At 70.9% G+C, this 21546-nt stretch carries 21 protein-coding genes; 15 read left to right on the top strand and 6 right to left on the bottom strand.

All coding sequences use genetic code 11. The features are described 5' to 3' along the window. Positions 1 to 142 precede the first annotated feature (142 nt). Entirely contained in the window at positions 143 to 2404 is a 2262-nt protein-coding gene (locus tag BKA14_RS28965; protein WP_184953980.1) for a putative bifunctional diguanylate cyclase/phosphodiesterase, read from the top strand. After that, on the top strand, positions 2397 to 2843 hold the full coding sequence (locus BKA14_RS28960; RefSeq protein ID WP_184953979.1) for an NUDIX hydrolase: 447 nt from the start codon (positions 2397 to 2399) through the stop codon (positions 2841 to 2843). Before BKA14_RS28965 ends, BKA14_RS28960 begins: the two co-directional genes overlap by 8 nt. On the opposite strand, the gene BKA14_RS28955 is transcribed toward BKA14_RS28960, so the two are convergent. The 3 genes from BKA14_RS28955 to BKA14_RS28945 all read right to left on the bottom strand — a co-directional run bounded on the left by BKA14_RS28955 (position 2811) and on the right by BKA14_RS28945 (position 5784). After that, positions 2811 to 2981, bottom strand: a complete 171-nt coding sequence (locus tag BKA14_RS28955; protein ID WP_184953978.1) for a hypothetical protein — start codon at positions 2979 to 2981, stop codon at positions 2811 to 2813. The genes BKA14_RS28960 and BKA14_RS28955 overlap by 33 nt on opposite strands. Further along, entirely contained in the window at positions 2963 to 3442 is a 480-nt protein-coding gene (locus tag BKA14_RS28950; protein ID WP_184953977.1) for a hypothetical protein, read from the bottom strand. The genes BKA14_RS28955 and BKA14_RS28950 overlap by 19 nt, the downstream gene beginning before the upstream one ends. Positions 3443 to 3546: 104 nt before the next feature. Continuing rightward, entirely contained in the window at positions 3547 to 5784 is a 2238-nt protein-coding gene (locus BKA14_RS28945; protein WP_239093379.1) for a putative bifunctional diguanylate cyclase/phosphodiesterase, read from the bottom strand. A gap of 265 nt (positions 5785 to 6049) precedes the next feature. Between BKA14_RS28945 and BKA14_RS28940 the strand changes: the two genes are divergently transcribed. The 7 genes from BKA14_RS28940 (at position 6050) to BKA14_RS28905 (ending at position 13239) form a co-directional block, all read left to right on the top strand. Next, positions 6050 to 6811, top strand: coding sequence for a DeoR/GlpR family DNA-binding transcription regulator (locus tag BKA14_RS28940; protein ID WP_184953975.1), 762 nt, complete (start codon positions 6050 to 6052; stop codon positions 6809 to 6811). Positions 6812 to 6867: 56 nt separating this feature from the next. Continuing rightward, on the top strand, positions 6868 to 8220 hold the full coding sequence (locus BKA14_RS28935; RefSeq protein WP_184953974.1) for an ABC transporter substrate-binding protein: 1353 nt from the start codon (positions 6868 to 6870) through the stop codon (positions 8218 to 8220). Next, positions 8221 to 9150 carry a carbohydrate ABC transporter permease gene (locus BKA14_RS28930; RefSeq protein WP_184953973.1) on the top strand — a complete coding sequence of 310 codons (930 nt, stop codon included), beginning with the start codon at positions 8221 to 8223 and terminating at the stop codon, positions 9148 to 9150. Then, the gene (locus BKA14_RS28925; protein ID WP_184953972.1) at positions 9147 to 9962 is read left to right on the top strand and encodes a carbohydrate ABC transporter permease; all 816 of its coding nucleotides are present in this window, start codon (positions 9147 to 9149) and stop codon (positions 9960 to 9962) included. Before BKA14_RS28930 ends, BKA14_RS28925 begins: the two co-directional genes overlap by 4 nt. After that, the gene (locus tag BKA14_RS28920; protein WP_184953971.1) at positions 9959 to 10948 is read left to right on the top strand and encodes a zinc-dependent alcohol dehydrogenase family protein; all 990 of its coding nucleotides are present in this window, start codon (positions 9959 to 9961) and stop codon (positions 10946 to 10948) included. Before BKA14_RS28925 ends, BKA14_RS28920 begins: the two co-directional genes overlap by 4 nt. Positions 10949 to 11001: 53 nt before the next feature. Beyond that, positions 11002 to 12540, top strand: coding sequence for an APC family permease (locus BKA14_RS28915; RefSeq protein WP_184953970.1), 1539 nt, complete (start codon positions 11002 to 11004; stop codon positions 12538 to 12540). Between the two features lie 390 nt (positions 12541 to 12930). Beyond that, a complete protein-coding gene (locus tag BKA14_RS28905) occupies positions 12931 to 13239 on the top strand; it encodes a hypothetical protein (RefSeq protein ID WP_184953969.1) in 309 nt (102 codons plus the stop codon). Positions 13240 to 13243: 4 nt separating this feature from the next. On the opposite strand, the gene BKA14_RS28900 is transcribed toward BKA14_RS28905, so the two are convergent. Beyond that, the gene (locus tag BKA14_RS28900) at positions 13244 to 13777 is read right to left on the bottom strand and encodes a hypothetical protein (protein ID WP_184953968.1); all 534 of its coding nucleotides are present in this window, start codon (positions 13775 to 13777) and stop codon (positions 13244 to 13246) included. Positions 13778 to 13870: 93 nt separating this feature from the next. Between BKA14_RS28900 and BKA14_RS28895 the strand changes: the two genes are divergently transcribed. Beyond that, entirely contained in the window at positions 13871 to 14308 is a 438-nt protein-coding gene (locus tag BKA14_RS28895; protein ID WP_184953967.1) for a MarR family winged helix-turn-helix transcriptional regulator, read from the top strand. A 1-nt stretch (position 14309) separates the two neighbouring features. Here the strand turns inward: BKA14_RS28895 and BKA14_RS28890 are convergent, their stop codons facing one another. Beyond that, on the bottom strand, positions 14310 to 14909 hold the full coding sequence (locus tag BKA14_RS28890; RefSeq protein WP_184953966.1) for a TetR/AcrR family transcriptional regulator: 600 nt from the start codon (positions 14907 to 14909) through the stop codon (positions 14310 to 14312). Positions 14910 to 14989: 80 nt separating this feature from the next. Here BKA14_RS28890 and BKA14_RS28885 point away from each other — a divergent pair, with 80 nt between their 5' ends. The 5 genes from BKA14_RS28885 to BKA14_RS28865 all read left to right on the top strand — a co-directional run bounded on the left by BKA14_RS28885 (position 14990) and on the right by BKA14_RS28865 (position 20472). Beyond that, a complete protein-coding gene (locus BKA14_RS28885) occupies positions 14990 to 16204 on the top strand; it encodes an MFS transporter (protein WP_184953965.1) in 1215 nt (404 codons plus the stop codon). 86 nt (positions 16205 to 16290) lie between these two features. Further along, complete coding sequence (locus tag BKA14_RS28880) at positions 16291 to 17910, top strand: alpha/beta hydrolase (protein ID WP_184953964.1); 1620 nt, start codon at positions 16291 to 16293, stop codon at positions 17908 to 17910. Between the two features lie 237 nt (positions 17911 to 18147). After that, positions 18148 to 18735 (top strand): TMEM165/GDT1 family protein, encoded by a 588-nt coding sequence (locus BKA14_RS28875; protein ID WP_184953963.1) that lies wholly within the window; start codon positions 18148 to 18150, stop codon positions 18733 to 18735. A gap of 10 nt (positions 18736 to 18745) precedes the next feature. Next, the gene (locus BKA14_RS28870) at positions 18746 to 19690 is read left to right on the top strand and encodes a cyclase family protein (RefSeq protein WP_184953962.1); all 945 of its coding nucleotides are present in this window, start codon (positions 18746 to 18748) and stop codon (positions 19688 to 19690) included. 89 nt (positions 19691 to 19779) lie between these two features. Then, on the top strand, positions 19780 to 20472 hold the full coding sequence (locus tag BKA14_RS28865; protein WP_184953961.1) for a tetratricopeptide repeat protein: 693 nt from the start codon (positions 19780 to 19782) through the stop codon (positions 20470 to 20472). A 3-nt stretch (positions 20473 to 20475) separates the two neighbouring features. On the opposite strand, the gene BKA14_RS28860 is transcribed toward BKA14_RS28865, so the two are convergent. Beyond that, entirely contained in the window at positions 20476 to 21519 is a 1044-nt protein-coding gene (locus tag BKA14_RS28860; RefSeq protein ID WP_239093377.1) for a lysylphosphatidylglycerol synthase transmembrane domain-containing protein, read from the bottom strand. Positions 21520 to 21546: the final 27 nt, after the last annotated feature.

Below are 21546 nucleotides of genomic sequence, written 5' to 3'. Positions count from 1 at the left end.
CGTTCCGCCGGGGACCTCGGTCACAGCGCGATTCCTCACCCTCGCCGGCCGCCGGGGACCTGGGTCACAGCGTGTTTCCTCACCTTCGCCGCCCGCCCGCCGATCACTGGAGAAGCAATTTTCTCGGCGAGAGGCGGACCGGATGGGCGTGCTCAGGACCCGGCCCGGCCGGCCACTCGTCGCCGCCGGCGCTCTCCTGCTGTTCACGCTGGTCGCAGTGGTGCTCAACGCGATCACCCCGGTGATTCCCTGGGTGTTCCTCTGGCTGCCCGGCGTTCTCGGCGCGGTGGTGCTGGGCGTCGACAGCCTGCGGACCGCGCGCACCGAGCACCTTCCGGCTCAGGTCCGGCGGTTCTGGGGCCACATCGCACTGGTGTGCGTGCCGGTCGGCCTGGGCAACGCGGCCCAGGCCCATCACATGCTGACCGCACCCGACCCGGCCCGCGCGGGCGCCGGGGCCGGGCAGCTCGTGTTTCAGGGCATCGCCGTCGTGCTCGTCATGTACGCCCTGCTCCGCCTGCCGTTCGGCCAGCAGTCCCGAGGCGAGTTGTTCCGGGTGGTGCTAGACGCGAGCACGGTGATGCTGGCCTGCGCCGTCTTCCTGTGGCACTTCTCGGCCCGGTACGCGATCGAGGACGGCGACCGCGGGATGCTGATCCCCTCGCTGGCGCTCAGCCTGCTCGCGCTGCTGGCCGTGTTCGCCGTCGCGAAGTTCCTGCTGACCAGCCACACCCACATGGCACCGGGCGCCCTCCGCATGATCGGCGTCGCGGTGGCCATCGGCGCGGTGGGGCCGGTGCTGCGCCCGCTGTTCCTGCCGCTCGACCCGCACCTGTTCCCCGACATGATCGACCTGCCGGGGCTGTTCTTCTGCGCCGTGCTCGCCACCCACCGGCAGCGCAACGCCCCCACCGGGCCGCTGCGCGGGGCCAGGCCGGTCCGCCGGCGCCCGTTCAGCTTCCTGCCGTACGCCGCCGTCGCCGCCGTCGACGGGCTGCTGCTCGCGGTGGTCTGGAACGAAGGCAGCAGCGACCGTCGCATCGTGGTGGTCGCGGCCGTGCTGCTCACCGCCGTGGTCGTGGTCCGCCAGATCACCGCCTTCCAGGACAACGGCCGTCTGTTGCGCCGCCTCGACCACGGCGCCACCCACGACGCGCTCACCCAGCTGCCCAACCGTGTGCTCTTCCACGAGCGGCTGCGCCGGGCCGTCGAAGCCGCCGACGGCCGGCCCGTGGCGGTCGCGCTGATCGACCTCGACGACTTCAAGGAGGTCAACGACACCCTCGGACACGAGGTCGGCGACCAGCTGTTGATAGCGGTCGCGCAGCGCCTGAACAGTTGCGTACGGGCCGAGGACACGGTGGCCCGGCTGGGCGGCGACGAATTCGTCGTGGTGCTCGACGGGGCCGACCCGGAGGCGGCCGACCTGGCCGCCGAGCGCATGATCGAGGCCCTGCAGGCGCCCGTCCTGGCCGATGGGCACGAGCTGCCGATCCGGGCCAGCATCGGCATCGCCGACGGCCGTGCCGGCGACGACCCCAGCGTGCTGCTGCGCCAGGCCGACATCGCCATGTACGCGGCCAAGGCCATCGCCGGCACCGCCTCGCTGCACTACGAGCCCGAGCTGGGCGCCGCCTCGGCCGGACACGCCGACCTGGGCGCCGACCTGCCCGGCGCGATCCGCGACGACCAGCTGTTCCTGCTGTTCCAGCCGATCGTCACCCTCGACGAGGCCCGCCGCGTGCTGGGTGCCGAGGCGCTGGTGCGCTGGGCCCACCCGGAACACGGCACGCTGGCCCCGGACGCCTTCATCCCGGTCGCCGAGCGCACCGGCCTGATCGTCCCCCTGGGCCGCTGGGTGCTGCGGGCCGCCCTGAGCCGCCTGGCCGCCTGGCCCGCCGGCACCGCCCTGAACATCAACATCTCGGCCCGCGACCTGCGCGAACCCGACTTCGCCCCGTACGTGGCGGGTCTGCTCGCCGAATACGGGATCGCCGCGGGCCGGATCACCCTCGAGATCACCGAGTCGATGCCGGTCGACCCCCGCGAATCCCGGGCCGCGCTGAACGACCTGCGCGAACTCGGCGTCAAGTTCGCGCTCGACGACTTCGGCACCGGCAGCTCCACGCTGAGCCTGCTGCACGACGTGCCCGTGGACGAGGTCAAGCTGGACCGCTCGTTCGCCCAGGCCCCGCCGGGCGGCCGGATCACGGTCGCGGCCGGCGTGGCCCACCTGGCCCAGGCGCTGAGCCTGCACGCCGTGGCCGAGGGCGTCGAAACAGCCGACCAGGCGGCCCGGTTGCGGGCGCTCGGCTACCGGGCCGCGCAGGGCTACCTGTTCGCCCGGCCCATGCCCGCCGCCGACTTCGAGGCCCTGCTGCCCTTATCTTCGGCTCATGGATAGCGTTCACCGCCCCGCCGCCCGGGTGATCTGCTTCGACGCCGACGGCCGGGTGCTGCTGATGCATTGGCGCGACCCGCACGACGGCACCGAGATCTGGGAGCCACCCGGCGGCGGCCTCGACGAGGGTGAGACCCCGCTGCAGGCGGCTCGGCGCGAGCTGGTCGAGGAGACCGGGCTCGACCCCGGCCGCGTCGGCGACCACTTCGTCGACGTGAAGCGCCACTCCCGCTGGAAGGGCCGCCTCTACACCGGCACCGAACAGTTCTTCGCCGCCCGCTACGCCACGCCGTCGCCGCCCCTCTCCCGCGACGGGCTCCTGCCGTACGAGGTGGCCGAACTGATCGGGCACGCCTGGGTCACGCCGGCCGAGTTCGCGTCGCTGCCCGGCCGCCTGGAGCCGCCCGAACTAGAGGCGATCATCCCCCTCCTGATCTCGTAGGTAGCTCGTCAGGTAGGTCAGGGAGCCGGCCCGATCCGCGCCCGGCTCGTGCGGCCGCCGCAGCTCGTCGACGTGGATCGCCACGTCGGCCAGCATCCGCCACAGCCGGTAGAAGGCGATCAGGTCGGGCAACACCACCCGCCCGGTCTCGCGCTCGTACCGCCCCAGCAGCGCCGCAGGACGTTCCCCGGGTGCGGCTCGCCGTGGGTGACCAGCCAGCCCGCCGGGTCGCCCGCGGCGCCGGCCAGCCGGTCGAATGCGGCGAGCCATCCCCGGACCAGCCCGGCCCGCGGGGCCGGCACCTCACGCGCAGGCTCCGAGTAGGGCCCGCCACTCCACGGACCGCCCAGGTCGTCCAGCGCCGCCTCGAGCCCCGCCCGCCCGGGCAGCCGCAAGTCGGTCCGGAGCGTGATCGCCGCGCCCGGCGGTGTGGCTCGGCGCAGGGCGATCAGCAGGTCGAGCACCCGCTCACGCTCGGCGGGAGGATGCGGCCCGAAATCGCCCGCCACCCCGTCCACCAGTGGATGTACCGACAGCGTGTGCCCCGGGGCGAGCCGCCGGGCCGCCCTGCCGTCGAGGGCCGGCACCGGCGCGAACACGAAGGGAAGGTCGAGGGTCGCTCCTGCATGCCGAGCATTCTGAGACCCGACGAGCAGGGTTGGGGGCGACCGGAAGGAGCGGCTGGGATGCGGAGAGGCCGACGTCAGTCCGAGGGGAAGAGGAGTCCGTTGAGCGCTGTGTCGGTCAGCGGTTCGGCGAAGTAGTAGCCCTGGCCCATCTCGCAGTTGCCGCCGGCCAAGGACGTCAGCTGGCCGGCGTGTTCGATGCCCTCGGCGACCGTCGACAGTTGCAGGGCTCGGCCCAGCTGGATGATGCCGTGGGTGAGGGCGGCCGCGGTGGGTTCGTCGACCACGTCGTCCACGAAGGACTTGTCGATCTTGATGATGTCGACCGGGAAGCGGCGCAAGTAGGCCAGGGACGAGTAGCCGGTGCCGAAGTCGTCGATGGCCAGGCGTACGCCCAGGGCCTTGAGTCCGTTGAGCCGGTGCAGGGTGGCCGGGCGGTGGTCGACCAGCAGGGACTCGGTCAGTTCGAGCACGAGCTGGGCGGGCGGCAGACCGGCGTCGGTCAGGGCCGATTCGACGGTCTGGATCAGAGCCGCCTGTTCGAGCTGCACGGCCGAGAGGTTGACGCTCACGGACAGCGGCGGACCGGAGCGGCGCGCGTTCCATTCGGCGACCCGGCTGGTGGCCTCGCGCAGCACCCATTCGCCGATCGGCACGATCATGCCGGTTTCCTCGGCGAGCGGGATGAAGTCCATCGGCGGCACGATGCCGCGTTCGGGATGGTTCCAGCGGATCAGCGCCTCCACGCCGGTGATCTCATTGGTCTGCAGGCGCACGATGGGCTGGTAGCGCAGCTCGAACTCGTGGCGCACGACGGCCCGGCGCAGGTCGGCCTCCAGCGCGATGTGGGCCTGGAACGCCTCCTGCATGGTCGGCTCGAACACCTCGTACCGGTCCTTGCCGAGCTTCTTGGCCTGATACATCGCGAGGTCGGCGTGGACCATGAGCACGGCCCCGGCGTGTTCGCCGGGGCGGCTGAACGCCACGCCGATGCTGGAGCTGATGAAGGTTTCCGCGCCGAGCAGGTCGAACGGTTCGCGCAGGGCGGCCAGGATGCGGTCGGCGATGGGGGTGGCCTCCTCAGCGCTGTGCACGCCGGGCAGCAGGACGGCGAATTCGTCGCCGCCGAGGCGGGCCGCCGTGTCGCCTTCGCGCAGACAGGCCTGTATGCGCGTGGCCACGCCGGTGAGCAGGGCGTCGCCGGCCGCGTGACCGAGCGAGTCGTTGACGACCTTGAAGCGGTCGAGGTCGACGAAGAGCACGGCGCCACCGAGGCCGGCCGGGCTGAGGGCCTCCTCCATGCGGGTCTGGAACAGGGCCCTGGTGGCCAGGCCGGTGAGCGCGTCGAGGAAGGCCTGGCTCATCGCCTCCTGGGTACGCGCGTCGGTCAGCGCGAGGCTGAGGTGGTCGGCGAACGCCTGCACGATTTCGCGGGCCGGCTTGTCCCAGTCGCGCCGGGACGTGAACGACCCGACGGTGATGCTGCCCACGGCCTGCCCGTTCTCGCGCAGGGGAGCCGCCATGATCGACTTGAGGCGCGCGGCGGCCATGGGGGAGAGGGCGATCGGTGAGGTGGCGTAGTGCTCGACCGCGACCAGTTCGTCGCCGAGGATGGCCAGGCCGGAGACGCCGCCCGCGGGCAGCGGGACATGCTGCAGCGTGGCCTCCACCTCGGGCGGGAGCCCGGTCGAGGCGACGATGCCGGCTCGTCCGGGGTCGTCCCGGTCGACCAGGTTGATCGTGACCAGGTCGACGCCCAGCAGGTCGCGGACGGCGGTGACGACCATGTCGAAGATTTGCGGCACGGGGGTCCGGCGGCCGATCGCGCGCTGGACGCCGCCCAGCTCCTCGAAGACCCGGCGGCCGTGGTCGAGGTAGCCGAGCAGCCGGCCGTTCTCCTCGGCGTACCGGCGCTCCGACTCGATCACGTGCAGGGACTGCAGGCTGAGTTCGAGGACGCGGGCCATGCCGCGCAGCAGGCAGACCTCTTCGGCGCTGAACGGGCCGCTGATCCGGCCCAGCACGAGGACGCCGGGGCTGGTGCCGGTGATGGTGGCGAACGTGACCGCGTACCGGCCGTCGCCCAGGTCGAGGGTGGCGCGGCGGCCGACGGCGATCTCGGCCAGCGTGTACGCGGGCACCTCGTCGGCGGGCAGCCCGATCGTGGCCACCACCCCGCCGTCGATCATCAGCACGGCGACGTCGGCGTCGAGGGCGCGGGCGGCACATTCCACGGCAGCGTGATGCGCGGCCGGTCCGGCGGGGCCGTCGGCCACCGCGGACAGGAACTCGGTCAGTTGATCCGTCGCAAGCACGCGTTGAAAGTCGGCCCGCATGGGCCCGATCTGAGGGAAAGCCGGTCCGCCCGAGTTCACACGACCGGTCACGATGTGGTCATCATTTCCCGGCAAACGGTCAAGCGATATGGGGTTTTGATCTTACTTTGAGGTGATCTTGCTCGGTCTTCGCGACCGGGCAAACGGGCAAGTAAACAACGAAGTAGCGGGGCTTGTGATGGAGGCCACAGGTTTCTCCGGTGTTACAAATAGGTCGGTCAAACGAGGGCGGAGGTGACGGGAATTGAATGCGGACGAGCGGCAGCATCAGATCGTCGCGCTGGCCCGCCGGCACGGAGAGGTCGAGGTCGGGAAACTCTCGGCCGAACTCGACGTCTCGGCCGAAACAATTCGCCGTGACCTGCGCCTGCTGGAAAAGCACGGGCTCATCCGGCGTACGCACGGTGGTGCGTACCCGGTGGAGACCGCCAAGTTCGAGACCGACCTCGCGATGCGGACCATTCGCGGAGTTCCCGAGAAACGACGGATCGCGGCCGCCGCGGCCGGCCTGATCGGGGACGCCGAGACGATCTTCATCGACGAGGGTTTCACGCCGCAGCTGATCGCCGAGGCGCTGCCCAACGACCGTCCGCTCACGGTGGTGACCGCGTCACTCAACACCGCGGCCTGGCTGGCCGCGTCCTCGCCGGCCACGGTGCTGCTGCTCGGGGGCAGGGTGCGGGGGCGCACGCTGGCCACCGTCGACCACTGGGCGGGCAACATGCTCTCCGGTTTCGTGATCGATCTGGCCTTCATCGGGGCCAACGGCATCTCGCGGGAGGTCGGGCTGACCACGCCCGACCCGGCCGTTGCCGATGTCAAGGCGCGGGCAGTCGCGGCGGCCCGGCGCCGGGTCTTCGTCGGTATTCACACCAAATTCGGCGTCCGCACATTCTGCCGATTCGCCGAGATATCTGATTTCGAGTCACTGGTCACGGACACCGCATTGCCGGTTTCCGAGGCGAACCGCTATTCCCGGCTCGGGCCGCAGGTCATCCGGGTGTAAACGCACAGTTGTAAAACTCCCCACTCGCCGTTTTCGAATAAAACGGAGGTTCCACCGTGTCCAAAAAACTAGCTGCGGCGGCGGCCGTCGGGCTGCTGGCCTTCACGGCTGCCTGTTCGGGCGCCGGCTCGACCACCAGCGGCGGCGGCGACGCGGCCGACAACACCATCACGGCCCTGATGGTCGGCAACCCGCAGATGGAGGACATCCAGAAGCTGACCGCCGACAACTTCACCAAGCAGACCGGGATCACCGTGAAGTTCACGATCCTCCCGGAGAACGAACTGCGCGACAAGGTCACCCAGGACGTCGCCAACCAGGGCGGACAGTACGACGTGGCCACGGTCGGTGCGTACGAGGTGCCGATCTGGGCCAAGAACGGCTGGCTGCACGAGGTCTCGACGCAGGCCCAGGCCGATTCCGCGTACGACGTGAACGACCTGATCAAGCCGATGGTGTCGTCGCTGAGCGGTGAGGACGGCAAGCTGTACGCCGCCCCGTTCTACGGCGAGTCGTCGTTCCTCATGTACAACAAGGAACTCTTCGACGCCAAGGGCCTCAAGATGCCCGAGAAGCCCACCTGGGCCCAGGTCGCCGACTTCGCCGCCAAACTGGACGACAAGGGCAAGGGCGTCTCCGGCATCTGCCTGCGCGGCCTGCCCGGCTGGGGAGAGCTGTTCGCGCCGCTGACCACCGTCGTCAACACGTACGGGGGCACCTGGTTCGAGAAGGACTGGACTGCGAAGGTCGACTCGCCCGAGTTCAAGGAGGCGACGAACTTCTACGTCAATCTGCTCAAGCAGCACGGCCAGCCCGGCGCCCCGCAGTCCGGCTTCACCGAGTGCCTCAACACGTTCGGCCAGGGCAAGGCGGCCATGTGGTACGACGCCACCTCGGCCGCGGGCACCCTGGAGGACCCGAACGCCAGCAAGGTCGCCGGCAAGGTCGGTTACGCGTACGCCCCGGTGAACAAGACCGAGTACTCCGGCTGGCTGTGGACGTGGGCGTGGGCCATGCCCAAGACCACCAAGAAGGCCGACGCCGCGTGGAAGTTCATGTCGTGGGCGACCAGCAAGGAGTACGAGAAGCTGGTCGGCGAGAAGCTCGGCTGGTCGCGTGTCCCGTCCGGCAAGCGCACCTCGACGTACTCGATCCCGGAGTACAAGGAGTCGGCCAAGGCGTTCGCCGATGTGACGCTGGGCTCGATCGAGCACGCCGACCCGACCAACCCCGGTGTGCAGCCGCGGCCCGCGCTCGGTGTGCAGTTCGTCGGCATCCCCGAGTTCGCCGACCTCGGCACCAAGGTGTCGCAGGAGGTGAGCGCGGCCATCGCCGGCAGCACGACTGTCGACAAGGCGCTCGCCGACGGTCAGAAGCAGGCCGATGATGTGGCGAAGAAGTACAAGTAAGTGACTGTCACGGTAGCCCGGCCGGACAGGCGGACCCAGCCGCCTGTCCGGCCCACCAAGGGCGGAGCCAAGGACCGCTGGGTACGCCGGGCGCCGCTGCTGCCCGCGCTGATCTTCGCCATCATCGTCACGCAGGTGCCGTTCCTCTACACGATCTATCTGTCCACCACGAGCTGGAACGCGCTGCGCCCCGGGGACAAGCCGTTCGTCGGGTTCGACAACTACGTCACGGTCCTCTCCGACTCGCGCCTGCGGTCGGCGCTGGTCAACACCGTGGTCCTCACGGCCGGCGCGGTGATCTTCTCGCTGATCCTCGGCCTGCTCTTCGCGCTGCTGCTGGACCGCAAGTTCCTCGGCCGCGGCATCGTCCGGACCATGCTCATCACCCCGTTCCTGGTGATGCCGATCGCCGCCGCGCTGCTCTGGAAGCACGCGCTCTTCAACCCCACGTACGGCCTGATCAACGGCGTCTTCGGCGGCTCGACCGACTGGGTCTCGTCGTATCCGAAGGCGGCTGTGATCACCACGCTGGTCTGGCAGTGGACGCCCTTCATGATGCTGATCCTGCTGGCCGGCCTGCAGTCGCAATCGCACGAGGTGCTGGAGGCGGCCAAGGTCGACGGGGCCAACGCGTGGCAGATCTTCCGCCGGATGACGATCCCGCACCTGCGGCAGTACCTGGAACTGGGCGCGCTGCTGGGCTCCATCTACCTGGTCAACACGTTCGACGCGATCTTCAGCATCACGCAGGGCGGCCCCGGCACGGCGACCACCAACCTGCCGTACGAGATCTACCTGACCATGTTCCGCAAGTTCGAGTACGGCGAGGCCTCCGCGGCCGGCGTCATCGTGGTGATCCTGACGATCATCGTCGCCACCTTCGCGCTGCGCGTCATCTCGAGCCTGTTCAAGATGGAGGAGAACCGATGAGGGCCCGCCTCCACAACTCGATCTGGGGCGTGGTCGCCTGGATCGCCGGGATCATTTTCGTCTTCCCGGTCATCTGGATGGTGCTGACCAGCTTCAAGCAGGAGAATGTGGCCGCGACCAACCCGCCGAGCTGGTTCTTCGCGCCCACCCTGGCCCAGTACACCCAGGTCTTCGACCGCAACATCACGCCGTTCCTGCTCAACTCGCTGATGGCCAGCGTCTTCTCGACGATCCTGGTCGTGCTGCTGGCCACCCCGGCCGCGTACGCCCTGTCGTTGCGTCCGGTGGCCAAGTGGAGCGACTCGCTGTTCTTCTTCATCAGCACCAAGATGATGCCCGCCGTGGCCGCCTTCCTGCCGGTCTATCTGCTGGTCAAGCACTTGGGCATGCTCGACAACATCTGGACGATGGTCATCCTCTACACGAGCATGAACCTGCCGCTGGCGGTCTGGATGATGCGCTCGTTCCTGCTCGAGGTGCCGCGCGAGGTGCTCGAAGCGGGCGAGGTGGACGGCGCGGGCCTGCTCACGTCGATCCGCAAGATCATCCTGCCCATCGTCAGCCCGGGCCTGGCCGCGACGGCGCTGATCTGCTTCATCTTCGCCTGGAACGAGTTCTTCCTGGCGGTCAACCTGACCGCCACTGCTTCCGGCACCTCGCCGATCTTCCTGGTCGGGTTCATCTCCAGCGAGGGCGCGTTCCTGGCCCGGCTCTGCGCGGCCGCGACGATCGTGTCGCTGCCCGTGCTGATCGCCGGCTGGGTGGCGCAGAACAAGCTGGTCCGCGGCCTGTCGATGGGAGCCGTCAAGTGAAAGCAGCCGTCGTCGTCACGCCCGGCACGATCGCCGTCGAGGACGTGCCGGACCCGACGCCCGGCCCGACCGACGTGGTGGTCAAGCCGGCCGCCGTCGGCATCTGCGGCACCGACCTGCACATCATGGACGGCGAGTTCGCCCCGGCGTTCCCGATCGTGCCCGGTCACGAGTTCGCCGGCGAGATCGTCGCGGTCGGCTCGGCGGTCACCGGCTACGCGGTCGGTGACCAGGTCGCGGTCGACCCGTCGCTGTACTGCGGCTACTGCTACTACTGCAAGCGGGCGCGGGGCAACCAGTGCGAGAACTGGGGCGCGATCGGGGTGACGGTCAGCGGCGGCGCGGCCGAGTTCGTGTCGGCGCCCATGGCCAACCTGTTCGCGCTGCCGAGCCACCTCGCGGCCGCGGACGCGGCGCTCATCGAGCCGCTGTCCTGCGCCGTACGGGGCTTCGACGTGCTGCCCCGGGCGATGGCCACGTCGTACTTGATCTACGGGTCGGGCACGATGGGCCTGATGATGCTCGAGCTGGCCAAGCGGGCCGGGGCCGAGTCGGTGTCCATCGTGGATCTCAACCCGGCCCGGCTGGAGACGGCGCGGACGCTCGGGTGTTCGGCCGCCACCACGTCGGCCGACGACCTCGACGCGCCCCGCGGCTGGGACGTCGTCATCGACTGCACGGGGGCCGAGGCGGCGATCAAGGACGGCCTCGGGCGGGTCGGTCGTGGCGGCACGTTCCTGCAGTTCGGGGTGGCCGGCTACGACGCCCGGGTGGCCATCGAGCCGTACGAGATCTATCGGCGCGAGATCACCATCACCGGCTCGATGGCGGTGCTGCACAGCTTCGACCGGGCCGGGCAGATGCTCGCGGCCGGCGTGCTCGATCCGTCGGTCTTCGTCAGCCACCGATTCCCTTTGTCCGGCTATGCGGAGGCTCTCGGGCAGTTCCGGGCCGGCGTCGGCCGAAAGATCCTCATCGAACCGTGAGTGAACCCTTACGGCCAGTTGTCAGGTAGTCACTCTTCAGATCAAATAGAGGCGTGCGTACGACCCTTGCTCCGGGCCGTCTCGGCGCGGCCGCGGTCGCGTTCTTCGCGCTCGCGGCCACCGCGCCGATCGCCGTACTGATCAACGTGGTGCCCGCCGCCTACGCCGTCGGCGGCGGGCCGCTGGTCCCCCTGAGCTTCCTGGCCGTCGGCCTCGTCCTGATCTGTTTCGCGGCCGGCTGGTCGGCCATGGCCAACCGTGCGCCCTTCGCCGGTGCGATGTACACCTACGTCACCCGCGGCCTGGGCCGCCCGGCCGGCACCGGCGCGGCCTGGCTCGCCCTCGCCTGCTACCAGAGCATTCAGCTCGGCCTCTACGGCATGATCGGGGTCGCCGCCGCGCCCCTGCTGCGCAGCTGGTTCGGCATCGGCGCCGAGTGGTGGATGGTCGCCGCGGCCTGCTGGTTCCTGGTCGCGCTGTGCGGCCCGATCCGCTCCGAAGTGGGCAGTGGCCTGATCGCCCTGCTGGTGCTGGCCCAGGTCGCGGTGGCCGCCGGGTTCACCGCGGCCAACCTCATCGACCCGGCCGGTGGGGGGCTCACCCGCGCCACCATCCTGCCCGCCGACCCCGGCCACCTCGACACGACCACCCTGGGGCTGCTGCTCGCCGTGGCCCTGCTGGCTTTCGCCGGCTTCGAGACCACAGGCCCGTACGCGGAGGAGTCGATCCGGCCCCGGCGCGACCCCGGCCTGGCCACGTACGCCGTGGTGGCCACCCTTACCGTCCTGCTGGCCGCCGCCTCGTGGTCGATGAGCGCGGCCGCCGGGGCCGAGCGGATCGCCGAGTTGTCCGGCGCCCGCGGCTCCGAGCTGCTGTTCGACCTGGCCGCCGAACGCCTGGCCCCGTGGGCCGTCACGCTGGGCCGGATGATGCTGCTGACCGGCCTGTTCGCGGCCGCGCTGGCACTGCACCAGGCGATCGCGCGGTACCTGTACGCCTTGGGCCGCGAGCGGGTGCTGCCGGCCGGGCTGGGCCGCACCGCCTCGCGCACCCTGGCTCCCCGCGCGGCCTCGCTGACCCAGTCGGCCGTCGCCGCGCTGCTGCTGGCCGGGGCGGCGGGGGTCGGGGTAGCCGACCCGCCGCTGACCGGCCGGCGCCTGGTGATCGCGGGCGGGCTCGGTCTTCTGGTGCTTCTGCTGGTCACGTCCGTGGCCGCCCTGCTGCACCTCAACCAGGTGCCCGACGGCGAGGGCGCCTGGACCCGCTTCGTGGCGCCGGTGCTGTCCACAGTGGGCCTGGGCGCGGTCGGCTACCTCGCCTTCCGTGACCTGGGCGCGCTGCTCGGCGTACGGGGAGAGGTCTGGGTCCTGCCCGTGGCCCTGGCTGTCGTGGCCCTGCTGGGGGTGGTGCACGCGCTTGCGCTGCGGGGCGCCCGGCCGGTGATCTATGCGGGCATCGGTCAGGGCGGCGCGCCGGTGGTGGTCACGCCGAAACTCCCGCTGCCCCGCGAGCCGGAGGAAACGGAGAAGACGCCCGATCCGCAGGAACCTCGGGAGCCGGGCGCGCACCGGCCCGAGCGAGTGAAGCGCTGAGATGCGCGCGCCGGATCCGCGACCCGAGAGGGCACGGATCCGTGCGCTGGGCATGGATCCCGCGACCGGGCGGTTCCGGCCCAACGAGTCCGAGACGGCCGTACGGATCGAGGTGGAATTGGGAGTACGTCTGACCCGGGCCGCACCCGGGTGCCGGGCCGACTGGATCGACCAGGGCGGCCTCTCGTACGACGCGGTGGGCCCGTTCGCGGCGCACCGTTTCGATCAGCAGTGGGCGCGCTTCTCGCAGCAGATCGTGCTGCATCTCAAGAAGGCGGACCTGGTTCCGGTGGACGTCTCCCTGTTCACCGCCGACCAGGTGGCAAGGGTGGAAAGGTTCGTGGCGGAGCGAGGCTTGGCACCGCGTGTCTTCATACTCGGGCGGCGAAAATGGCGTCTCTCATCATGGTCCGGCCGGGCCGGGACTGGCAGTCGACCGGTGGTCTCTTCGAGTGGACGCTGGAGTTCCTCATCCCGCGCCTCGACGACCACAAGACGGCCGACTGGCTCCGCATGGTCGTCGCGGAGGAACTCGGCAGCCTGTGGATCCCCGACCTGCCCGGCCCCGGTCAGGAGGAGATCTACAAGCTGCTGCGTACGGGCGTCGTCGCGGCCGCCCGGGAGCAACTCCCGGACGGCCCGGGCAAGGGTGACGCGCTCGCGCAACTTCGCGAACTCGTGGCGCTGACCTGGGACTGAGGCTCTAGGCGAAAAACTCCTGGATCTGGGTCAGCGTCAGGTAGCCCGGCTGTTCGGGCTCGCGTGCCGCCTCGGGCAGCCGCTTGGCCGTGACCGGCACGTCCGGCGCGTCGGTGGGCAGGCTCGGCATCGGCGGGGTGGGCGGCAGCGCCGGGAGCATCAGGGCCTGACGGATCACCTCGAACATCGCGCGCACCTCCTCGGCCGCGGCGCGGGTGGTGGCCGCGGGCGGGGTGCCGGCCGGCAACGCGCAGGTGAAGTTCGCCCACAGGCAGTCGTCCAGGCGGCGGATGTCGGCGCTGGGCCGCAGGTGGTCGAGCCGCCCCTCCGCGACGATGCCCAGTTCACAGGCGGACAACCCGGTCTGCTGCCACCAGGAGAGCCAGCCCGGGTCGGCGTCGAGGGTCCGGGCCACGTGGCGCAACGCGACGACGTACTCGCGCGGGGCCCGTCCGCCGCCGGTAGTGGTGCCCAGATGCGGGCGCAGCCAGGAGCAGGCGTCGACGTCCGGGCCGTGGTCGAGGGTTTGCTCGTCCATGACTGCATGGTGACATTTCGTCCGTTGTGCGTCTGCCCGACGGCCCGGCACGTACGGGGGAACCGCATTTCATAACCCTGATATGAATTAGGGGTGCAGCCTGCCCCCAGCATCACGGACGCCGACGCCGCCATCGCCGCGGGGTTCGAGCGCTTCTACGAGACGCTCCGCCGGCTCACGCCGCGCGGGCCGCTCAGCCTGACCGCGGCCTCGACGCTGCGCCGGCTCGAGCGTTCCGGACCGCACCGCCTCAGCGAGCTCTACGCCCCCGAGGGCATCAGCCAGCCCGCCATGACCCAGCTCGTGACCCGCTTGGAAAAGGAAGGTCTGGCCGAACGCACTGACGACCCCACCGACGGCCGCGCCGTGGTCGTCAGCATCACCGAGGCCGGCCGGGCCGCCGTGGCCCACCGCCGCGCGGTCCGCGCGGCCGCCCTGTCCGAGCTGCTGCGGGGCCTGACCCCCGAGGAGCACGAGGCCGTGATGGCCGCCCTCCCGGCCCTGGAGAAGCTCAGCGACCTCGCCCTCTGAGTCAGAGCGTGGCCGCGGCCAGGAGGGCGGCGGCGACGGTGCGGGCGGTGTGGGCGGCCTGCGAGTTCTTGTCCATGCGGGCCCCGGCCGAGGCGCCGTCGTAGAGGATGACCAGCTGGTCGGCCAGGGTGGCCGGGTCGTGGGCGCCGGCGTCGCGGGCCAGTTCGTAGAAGAGGCCCTTGGTCCAGGCGCGGTTGGCGTTCGAGACCTCCTCGACCGGGCCGCCGGCGGGGGATTCGGCGCTGGCGTTGTAGAAGGGGCAGCCTCGGAAGCCGGGCGTACCGGCCAGTTCGGCCAGCACCTCGAACACACCGAGCAGGCGGTCGCGGGGGTCGTCGTAGGCCTCCAGGCCGGCCAGCAGCCGGGATCGGCGTAGCTTGTGCCGGCCCTCCAGGTAGGCCCGGACCAGCTCGTCCTTGCTTCCGAAGGTGCTGTAGAGCGAGGCCTTGGCCACGCCGGCCCGCTCGATGATGCGGTCGATGCCGACGGTGTGCACGCCCTCGGCGTAGAACAGTTCGTCGGCGGCGGCCAGCAGGCGGTCACGGGCTGAGGCCTTACGGGGAGCGGGAACGCTGGTGGCGGTGGGTGACGCAGCGGACATGCCGTTGACGGTACCAGACAGATCTGTCTAGTCTCGGGCTCGACACGCCAGTAGACAGACCTGTCTGTTAAGGGGTTCTCGTGACCACCCTCACCCAAGCCGAACCGGCCCTGCGGCACCGGCGGCTGTCCCGCCCCGTCGCCTTCGCCGCGATCGCCGCGATCTTCGTGACGTTCGCCGCCGCGTCCGCCGCGCCGTCCCCGCTCTACGTGGTGTACCAGCATTTATGGGGCTTTTCGGCAACAACCCTGACGGTCATCTTCGCGGTGTACGTCGTCGGGCTGATCGGCTCGTTGGTGATGTTGGGCGCCCTCTCCGACCACATCGGCCGCCGCCCGGTGCTGGCCGCTGCGATCGGGCTCGAGGCGGTGTCGCTGATCCTCTTCCTGACCGCCGGCGACGTCTCGATCCTGCTGCTGGCCCGGCTGCTGCAGGGCATCGCGACCGGCGCCGCCATGACGACCCTGGGCGCGGCCCTGGTCGACCTCAACCCGCCGCACGCCCCGGGCCGGGCCGGTCTGATCAACGGGATCGCACCCGTCGCCGGGCTCGCGATCGGCGCCCTCGGCTGCGGCGCGCTGGTGCAGTACGGTCCCTCGCCCACCCACTTCGTCTGGGCGTTGCTGCTGGCCGGCATGGTGCTGGCCGCGATCGTGGTGGCCCGGATCCCCGAGACCTCGGCCCGCCGCCCCGGTGCCGCCGCCTCGCTCGCGCCCCGGCTCGGTGTCCCGGCCCGGCTGCGCGCCGACGTGCTCGCGCTGGCGCCGATCATCGTGGCCAGCTGGGCCATCGGCGGGCTCTACCTCTCTCTCGGGCCGTCCGTCGCGGCCGGTGTGTTCGACCTGAGCAGCCACCTGATCGGCGGCCTGGTCGTCACGCTGCTGTGCGGCACGGGCGCCCTGACCTCGTACGCGCTGCGCAAGGTGACCACCAGGCGAGTGCTCACCATCGCCGGGAGCCTGCTGACCGTGGGCGCCGTGATCAGCGTGACCGGTCTGGAACTGGGCAGCGCCGTGCTGGCCGCGACCGGCACCGTGCTCTCGGGGATCGGGTTCGGCGCGTCGGCCCTGGCCTCGTTCGGCACCCTGGCCGTCCTGGCCGCGCCGCACGAGCGTGGGGAGCTGTTCGCGGTCGCGCTCGTCATCGCGTACGTGGCCTTCAGCGTCCCGGCCGTGATCGCCGGTTTCGCCGCCACGTCCGCCGGTCTGCACGACACCGCCCTCGTCTACGGACTGGTCGTCGCCGCCCTGGGAGCGGTCGCCCTGGTGGCCCAGCGAATCCGTACAAACGGCTGAAAAACCGGTCGCCCCGGCGTGGACGGCCCCTCATGCCGCCGTCCACGCCTCACCATATTGGGGCGAATCGGACACGAGAGGCTGGCATGAGACGACTACTGGCGGCGGCCACGACGATCGCCTTGGTGGTGATCGGGGTCCCGGCGAGTGACGCGCGGGCCGCGGACGATCGAGGTGTGGAGACGGACCGGACCGCGCGAGCGGCCCGGACGATCAAATGGAGCTCGTGCACCGAGCCCGCCCTGCGGACGCACCAGGCCCAGTGCGGCTTCGTGAGCGTCCCGCTGGACCACTCCGACCCGAACGGCAAGAAGATCCAGATTGCCGTGTCCCGGATCAAGCACACCGTCCCGGACGCCAAGTTCCAGGGCGTCATGCTGGTCAACCCGGGCGGTCCGGGCGCCAAGGGCCGCGGCCTGTCGGTGCTGGGCTCGCTGGTGCCCAAGCAGGCCGGGGCGGCGTACGACTGGATCGGTTTCGACCCCCGCGGTGTAGGGGCCAGCAAGCCCGCGCTGAGCTGCGACAACGACTACACGGGATACAACCGCCCGGCGTACGTGCCGACCACGGCGAAGCTCGAGAAGACGTGGCTCAAGCGGGCCGAGGGCTACGCCAAGGCGTGCGCCAAGTCAGGTGGTGAGCTGCTCGGCCACCTCAAGACCCTGGACACCGTACGGGACATGGATCTGATCCGGTACGAGCTGGGCGCGCGGCAGATCAACTTCTACGGCTTCTCGTACGGGACGTACCTGGGCCAGGTCTACGCGACCCGCTACCCCGAGCGGGTGCGCCGGATGGTGCTCGACGGCGTCGTGAACCCCGCGCGCGTCTGGTACGACTCGAACCTCGACCAGGACCTGGCCTTCGACCGCAACATCCAGGTCTACTTCGGCTGGCTGGCCAAGCACCACCGGGTGTTCCGCCTCGGCAAGACCACCCGCGAGGTGCGGCAGCGTTTCTACGCCGAGCAGAAGCAACTGATCCGCCGGCCCGCGGGCGGGGTGATCGGCCCGGCCGAGCTCACCGACATCTTCCTGCAGGCCGGGTACTACACGTTCGGCTGGAACGACATCGCCCGGGCCTTCAGCGACTGGGTGCGCGAGGGCGACGCGAGCGGGCTCAAGCGCCTGTACGACACGAACAACCCGCAGGGCAAGGACGCCGACAACAACTACGCGGTCTACCTCGCCACCCAGTGCACCGACGCCCCCTGGCCCACGAGCTGGACCAAGTGGACCGCGGACAACTGGCAGGTGCACCGCAAGGCGCCCTTCGAGACCTGGGCCAACGCCTGGTACAACGCGCCCTGCCGGACGTGGCCGGCGCCCAGCGGGATCCCGGTCACCGTCTCCGGTGAGACCGTCCCGCCCGTGCTGATGGTCAGCGAGACGCTGGACGCGGCGACCCCGTTCACCGGCGCGCTGGAGGCCCGCAAGCGGTTCCCGCGCTCGGTGCTGGTCGAGGGGGTCGGCGGCACTACGCACTCCGGTTCGCTCTACGGCAACCGGTGCGTGGACGACACGATCGCCGACTACCTGGCCTCGGGCCGGCTGCCCGAGCGGCAGGACGGCGAGCGCTCCGACAAGCGCTGCTCGCCGATCGAGCCTCCCGAACCGGTGGCCGCGGCGACGGCCGACACCAAGGCCAAGCGGGCGCCGGTGCCCGCCGCACGCCTGGAGATGCAGAAACTCATCGCCGGACGGTGATCACGCTCACGGCCCCTGCCCGCGGGCGGGGGCCGTTGGCTATGCTCGTTCCCGCGAAGGGGAGTAGTTCCCAATGTCGCGGTCGACATACTGACCCTTGATCCTTGAGGGTCCGGCCGCGCGGCCTTTCACTCAAGGCGAGCGAGACCTTCGACCATGGCTGCTGAGAAGCGGCCGGGTCGAGGTCGCCCTGAGCCGCTTCTGCCCGGTCCGCTCGGATACCGGGAGAACATTTCTGTGGAAGGCTTCCTCGTCGCGACGGCGGTCAGTTTCGCCGTCATCTTCGTGGCCGAGCTGGGTGACAAGTCCCAGCTCATGGCGCTGACGTTCGCGACCCGCTTCAAAACCCTCCCGGTGCTGATCGGCATCACGGTGGCCACCGCGGTCGTGCACCTGGTGTCGGTCGGCATCGGTTACGGCCTGGGCGCGACCCTGCCCACCGGCTGGATCAACCTGATCGCGGCCCTGGCCTTCCTCGCCTTCGGCGCCTGGACGCTGCGCGGCGACAAACTGACCGACGACGAGAAGACCAAGGCCGAGCGCAGCACCGGTTCGGCCATCCTGGCCGTGGGTGGCGCCTTCTTCCTGGCCGAGCTGGGCGACAAGACCATGCTGGCCACCATCACCCTGGCCACCCAGTACGGCTGGTTCGGCACGTGGCTGGGCTCGACGGTGGGCATGGTCGCGGCCGACGCGCTGGCCATCGTCGTGGGCCGCATGCTGGGCCGGCACCTGCCCGAGAAGGCCATCAAGTACGGCGCGGCCGCGCTCTTCGCTATCTTCGGCATCTGGTTGCTGATCGAAGCGATCATCGAACTGCGATAGGGGTCTTGCCGTGCGGCAGTACCGGGCCGAGTTGAACGCCGACGTCACCTTCACCACCGGGGGTCGCCTGCAGGCGCAGGGCCTGCGGGTGGACGTGCCGCACCTCGACGTGACCGAGGCCGACCTGGTCACCCTCCTGGTCGGCGCGCTCGGGCTGCGTGACGTCGAGCGGGTCGCGCTGAGCGGGATCCGGACGTTCGCCGAGCCGGCGCCGACCGGGGTGCCCGCCGCGCCCCGGCTGCGCTTCGTCGAGCTCAGCCACGTGATCTCGGACGGCATGACCACGTATCCGGGCATGCCGTCGCCCGTCATCACGGCCCACCTGACCTGGGCCGACTCGCGCCCGCGCTATGCCGAGGGCACCGAGTTCAGCCTCGACAAGATCGAGATGGTGGGCCAGACGGGCACCTACCTCGACGCGCCGCGGCACCGCTACGACGGCGGCACCGACCTGGCCGGGATGCCGCTGGAACGGATGGCCGACCTGCCCGCCGTCGTCGTGCGCACGGCCGGCAGCGGACGCCGGGCGGTCACCGAGGACGACCTCGAGCCGTACGCGGTGGCCGGGCACGCCGTGCTGCTGCACACCGGCGGCGACCAGGGCTGGGGCACCCCGGACTACGGCCTCGACGCGCCCTACCTGACCGGCGCGGCGGCCGCGCTGCTGGTCGAGCGGGGCGCGGCCCTGGTCGGGATCGACTCGGTCAACCTGGACGACAACACCGACGCGAGTGCGGGCGAACGGCCGGCCCACACCGTGCTGCTGGCGGCGGGCATCCCGATCGTCGAGCACCTCACCGGCCTGGAGAACCTGCCACCGCACGGCGCCCGGTTCACCGCCGCGCCGCCCCGGATCGTGGCCTTCGGCACCTTCCCCGTACGGGCGTACGCCCAGGTCCCGTACGAGGAAGCGCACGACCGCACGCGCTCGGCGGGCTGGCTTCCCACCCGCTGATCCGATCTGGCCGAAAGCCCTCATTCCGCGCCCGAATGCGCCGATTATTCTGATGTGACCGCCAACCGCCCGCGGACCGGGGACCGCCGATGACGGAGCGGCCCGTCGCCACCCCGGCCGAACCCGACCAGCTGCCGCCCCCCGCCGCCCCGCGCGCCTTCAACGGCCCCACCGAAGTGGCCATCGCCCAGGCGGCCACGCTCTTCGAGCAGCTCGACATCGAACGGGCCGTGGCGACCCTCGAACCGGCGTTGCGGGCCGACCCCGGCGCGATCGAGGGCTGGATTCTGCTGGCCCGCCTGCGGCTCGCCCTCGACCAGGCGCCGGCCGCGCTGGAGGCGGCCGACCAGGCCATCCGGCTCAACGCCAACGACCCGCGCCCGCTCGCCCTGTCGAGCCGTGCGCTCACCGTGCTCGGGCGGCACGAGGACGCGGTCACCATGGCCTACCGCGCGGTCATCGCGGAGCCCCGCAACGCGCTCTGGCACGACCGGGTGGCGTGGGCGCTGCTCGCGGCCGACCGGCAGATCGCCGACGCCGAGCAGGCCGCCCGTACGGCTATCGGCTTCGACCCGACCGAGGCGCACTACTACTACACCCACGGCGTGACGCTGGAAGCCCTCGGCCACACCGACCAGGCCCGCCAGGCGCTGCTCACGTCGCTGCGGATGGAGCCGGAGAACCCGGTCGCGCAGCACCACCTGGCCGTGCTCAACGGCGAGGCCGAGCGTCCGGCCCCGACCCGGAAGCGCGGCTGGCGCCTGTTCGGCCGCAAAGGCTGAGATCTAGAGCCGCTCGCCGCGGTGCTTGTGCCGGATGGCCAGCCAGACCAGCCAGCCCAGGCCGATGATGAACCCGAAACTGATCAGGCGGTAGAGCACCACCGCGGCCACCGCCAGGGCACTGGTCAGGCCGCTGGCGACCAGGCCCAGCACCAGCGCCGCGTCGACCACTCCGAGCCCACCGGGCACGATCGGCACACTGGCCGCGGCCATCCCGGCGCAGTACGCGATGACCAGGCCCACCGGGTTGATCCCGCCCGCGCCCACGGCGACGCAGCACAGCCACAGGCAGAGCGCGTCGAACAGCCAGTTGAGCAGGGCCAGCACGACCGCCACGGCAAAGTTGGCCGGATGCACGCGCACCTCACGCAGCTGTTCGACGAAGCCCACCAACCGGTCGTGACCGTGCCCGGGCGGGCGCCGGCGCACCCGGTTGACCCCGCCCAGCACGGCCCGCACCGGGCGGTCCAGCAGTTGCGGATGCTCGGCCAGCTGGCGTACGCCGAAAGCGACCACCACGGCGGCCACGGCGTACCCCACGAGTGAGTGCCAGCTGCCGGTGTTGCGGGCCAGCAGACCACCGACCGCGCCGATCACGACCAGCGCACCGGCCGACAGCACCCCGCTCAGCGCGATGCACCACGACGCCACCGCCGGGGACGCCCCGAACCGGCGCAGCTGCTGGAAGTTGAACGTCGTGGAGAAGACCGGCCCGCCGGGCAGCGTGGCGCTCAGCGAATGGGCCGCGTACGCGGTCGCGACGTGCCGCTTGATGCTGACCTTGGTGCCGGCCCCGCGCAGCAGGGCCCGCTGCATCCGGGCGTACGTGCCCATCGAGGCCAGCTCGGCGGCGAGCGCGGCGGCCACCCAGTTCCATTGCGGCGTGCGCAGCTGGGTCAGCGCCTCGACCAGGGCCGACCAGCCCAGCACCAGCTCGGCGCCGAGAACGACCACGACGATGGCGGCCACGGTCGGCCCGCGTCGCCACCACGGCGGCGCCCCGGTCGTGGGCCGGGCGGACTGCTGCTGCACGGCCATTGCCCCCATGCTCGCACTTCCGCCGGTGCGGCGCGG

The sequence above is a fragment of the Paractinoplanes abujensis genome, from assembly GCF_014204895.1.
In the GTDB taxonomy this organism is placed as follows: domain Bacteria; phylum Actinomycetota; class Actinomycetes; order Mycobacteriales; family Micromonosporaceae; genus Actinoplanes; species Actinoplanes abujensis.
The sequence above is the reverse complement of the archived record's forward strand: the minus strand, read 5'-3'. Positions and strand labels throughout refer to the sequence as shown.

What these genes read in the sequence shown, in the direction of transcription:
- BKA14_RS28880 (WP_184953964.1), top strand. Translation starts at nt 16,291, where the DNA reads ATGAGACGACTACTGGCGGCGGCCACGACGATCGCCTTGGTGGTGATC.
- BKA14_RS28860 (WP_239093377.1), bottom strand. Translation starts at nt 21,519, where the DNA reads ATGGGGGCAATGGCCGTGCAGCAGCAGTCCGCCCGGCCCACGACCGGG.
- BKA14_RS28890 (WP_184953966.1), bottom strand. Translation starts at nt 14,909, where the DNA reads ATGTCCGCTGCGTCACCCACCGCCACCAGCGTTCCCGCTCCCCGTAAG.
- BKA14_RS28900 (WP_184953968.1), bottom strand. Translation starts at nt 13,777, where the DNA reads ATGGACGAGCAAACCCTCGACCACGGCCCGGACGTCGACGCCTGCTCC.
- BKA14_RS28865 (WP_184953961.1), top strand. Translation starts at nt 19,780, where the DNA reads ATGACGGAGCGGCCCGTCGCCACCCCGGCCGAACCCGACCAGCTGCCG.
- BKA14_RS28905 (WP_184953969.1), top strand. Translation starts at nt 12,931, where the DNA reads ATGGCGTCTCTCATCATGGTCCGGCCGGGCCGGGACTGGCAGTCGACC.
- BKA14_RS28965 (WP_184953980.1), top strand. Translation starts at nt 143, where the DNA reads ATGGGCGTGCTCAGGACCCGGCCCGGCCGGCCACTCGTCGCCGCCGGC.
- BKA14_RS28960 (WP_184953979.1), top strand. Translation starts at nt 2,397, where the DNA reads ATGGATAGCGTTCACCGCCCCGCCGCCCGGGTGATCTGCTTCGACGCC.
- BKA14_RS28925 (WP_184953972.1), top strand. Translation starts at nt 9,147, where the DNA reads ATGAGGGCCCGCCTCCACAACTCGATCTGGGGCGTGGTCGCCTGGATC.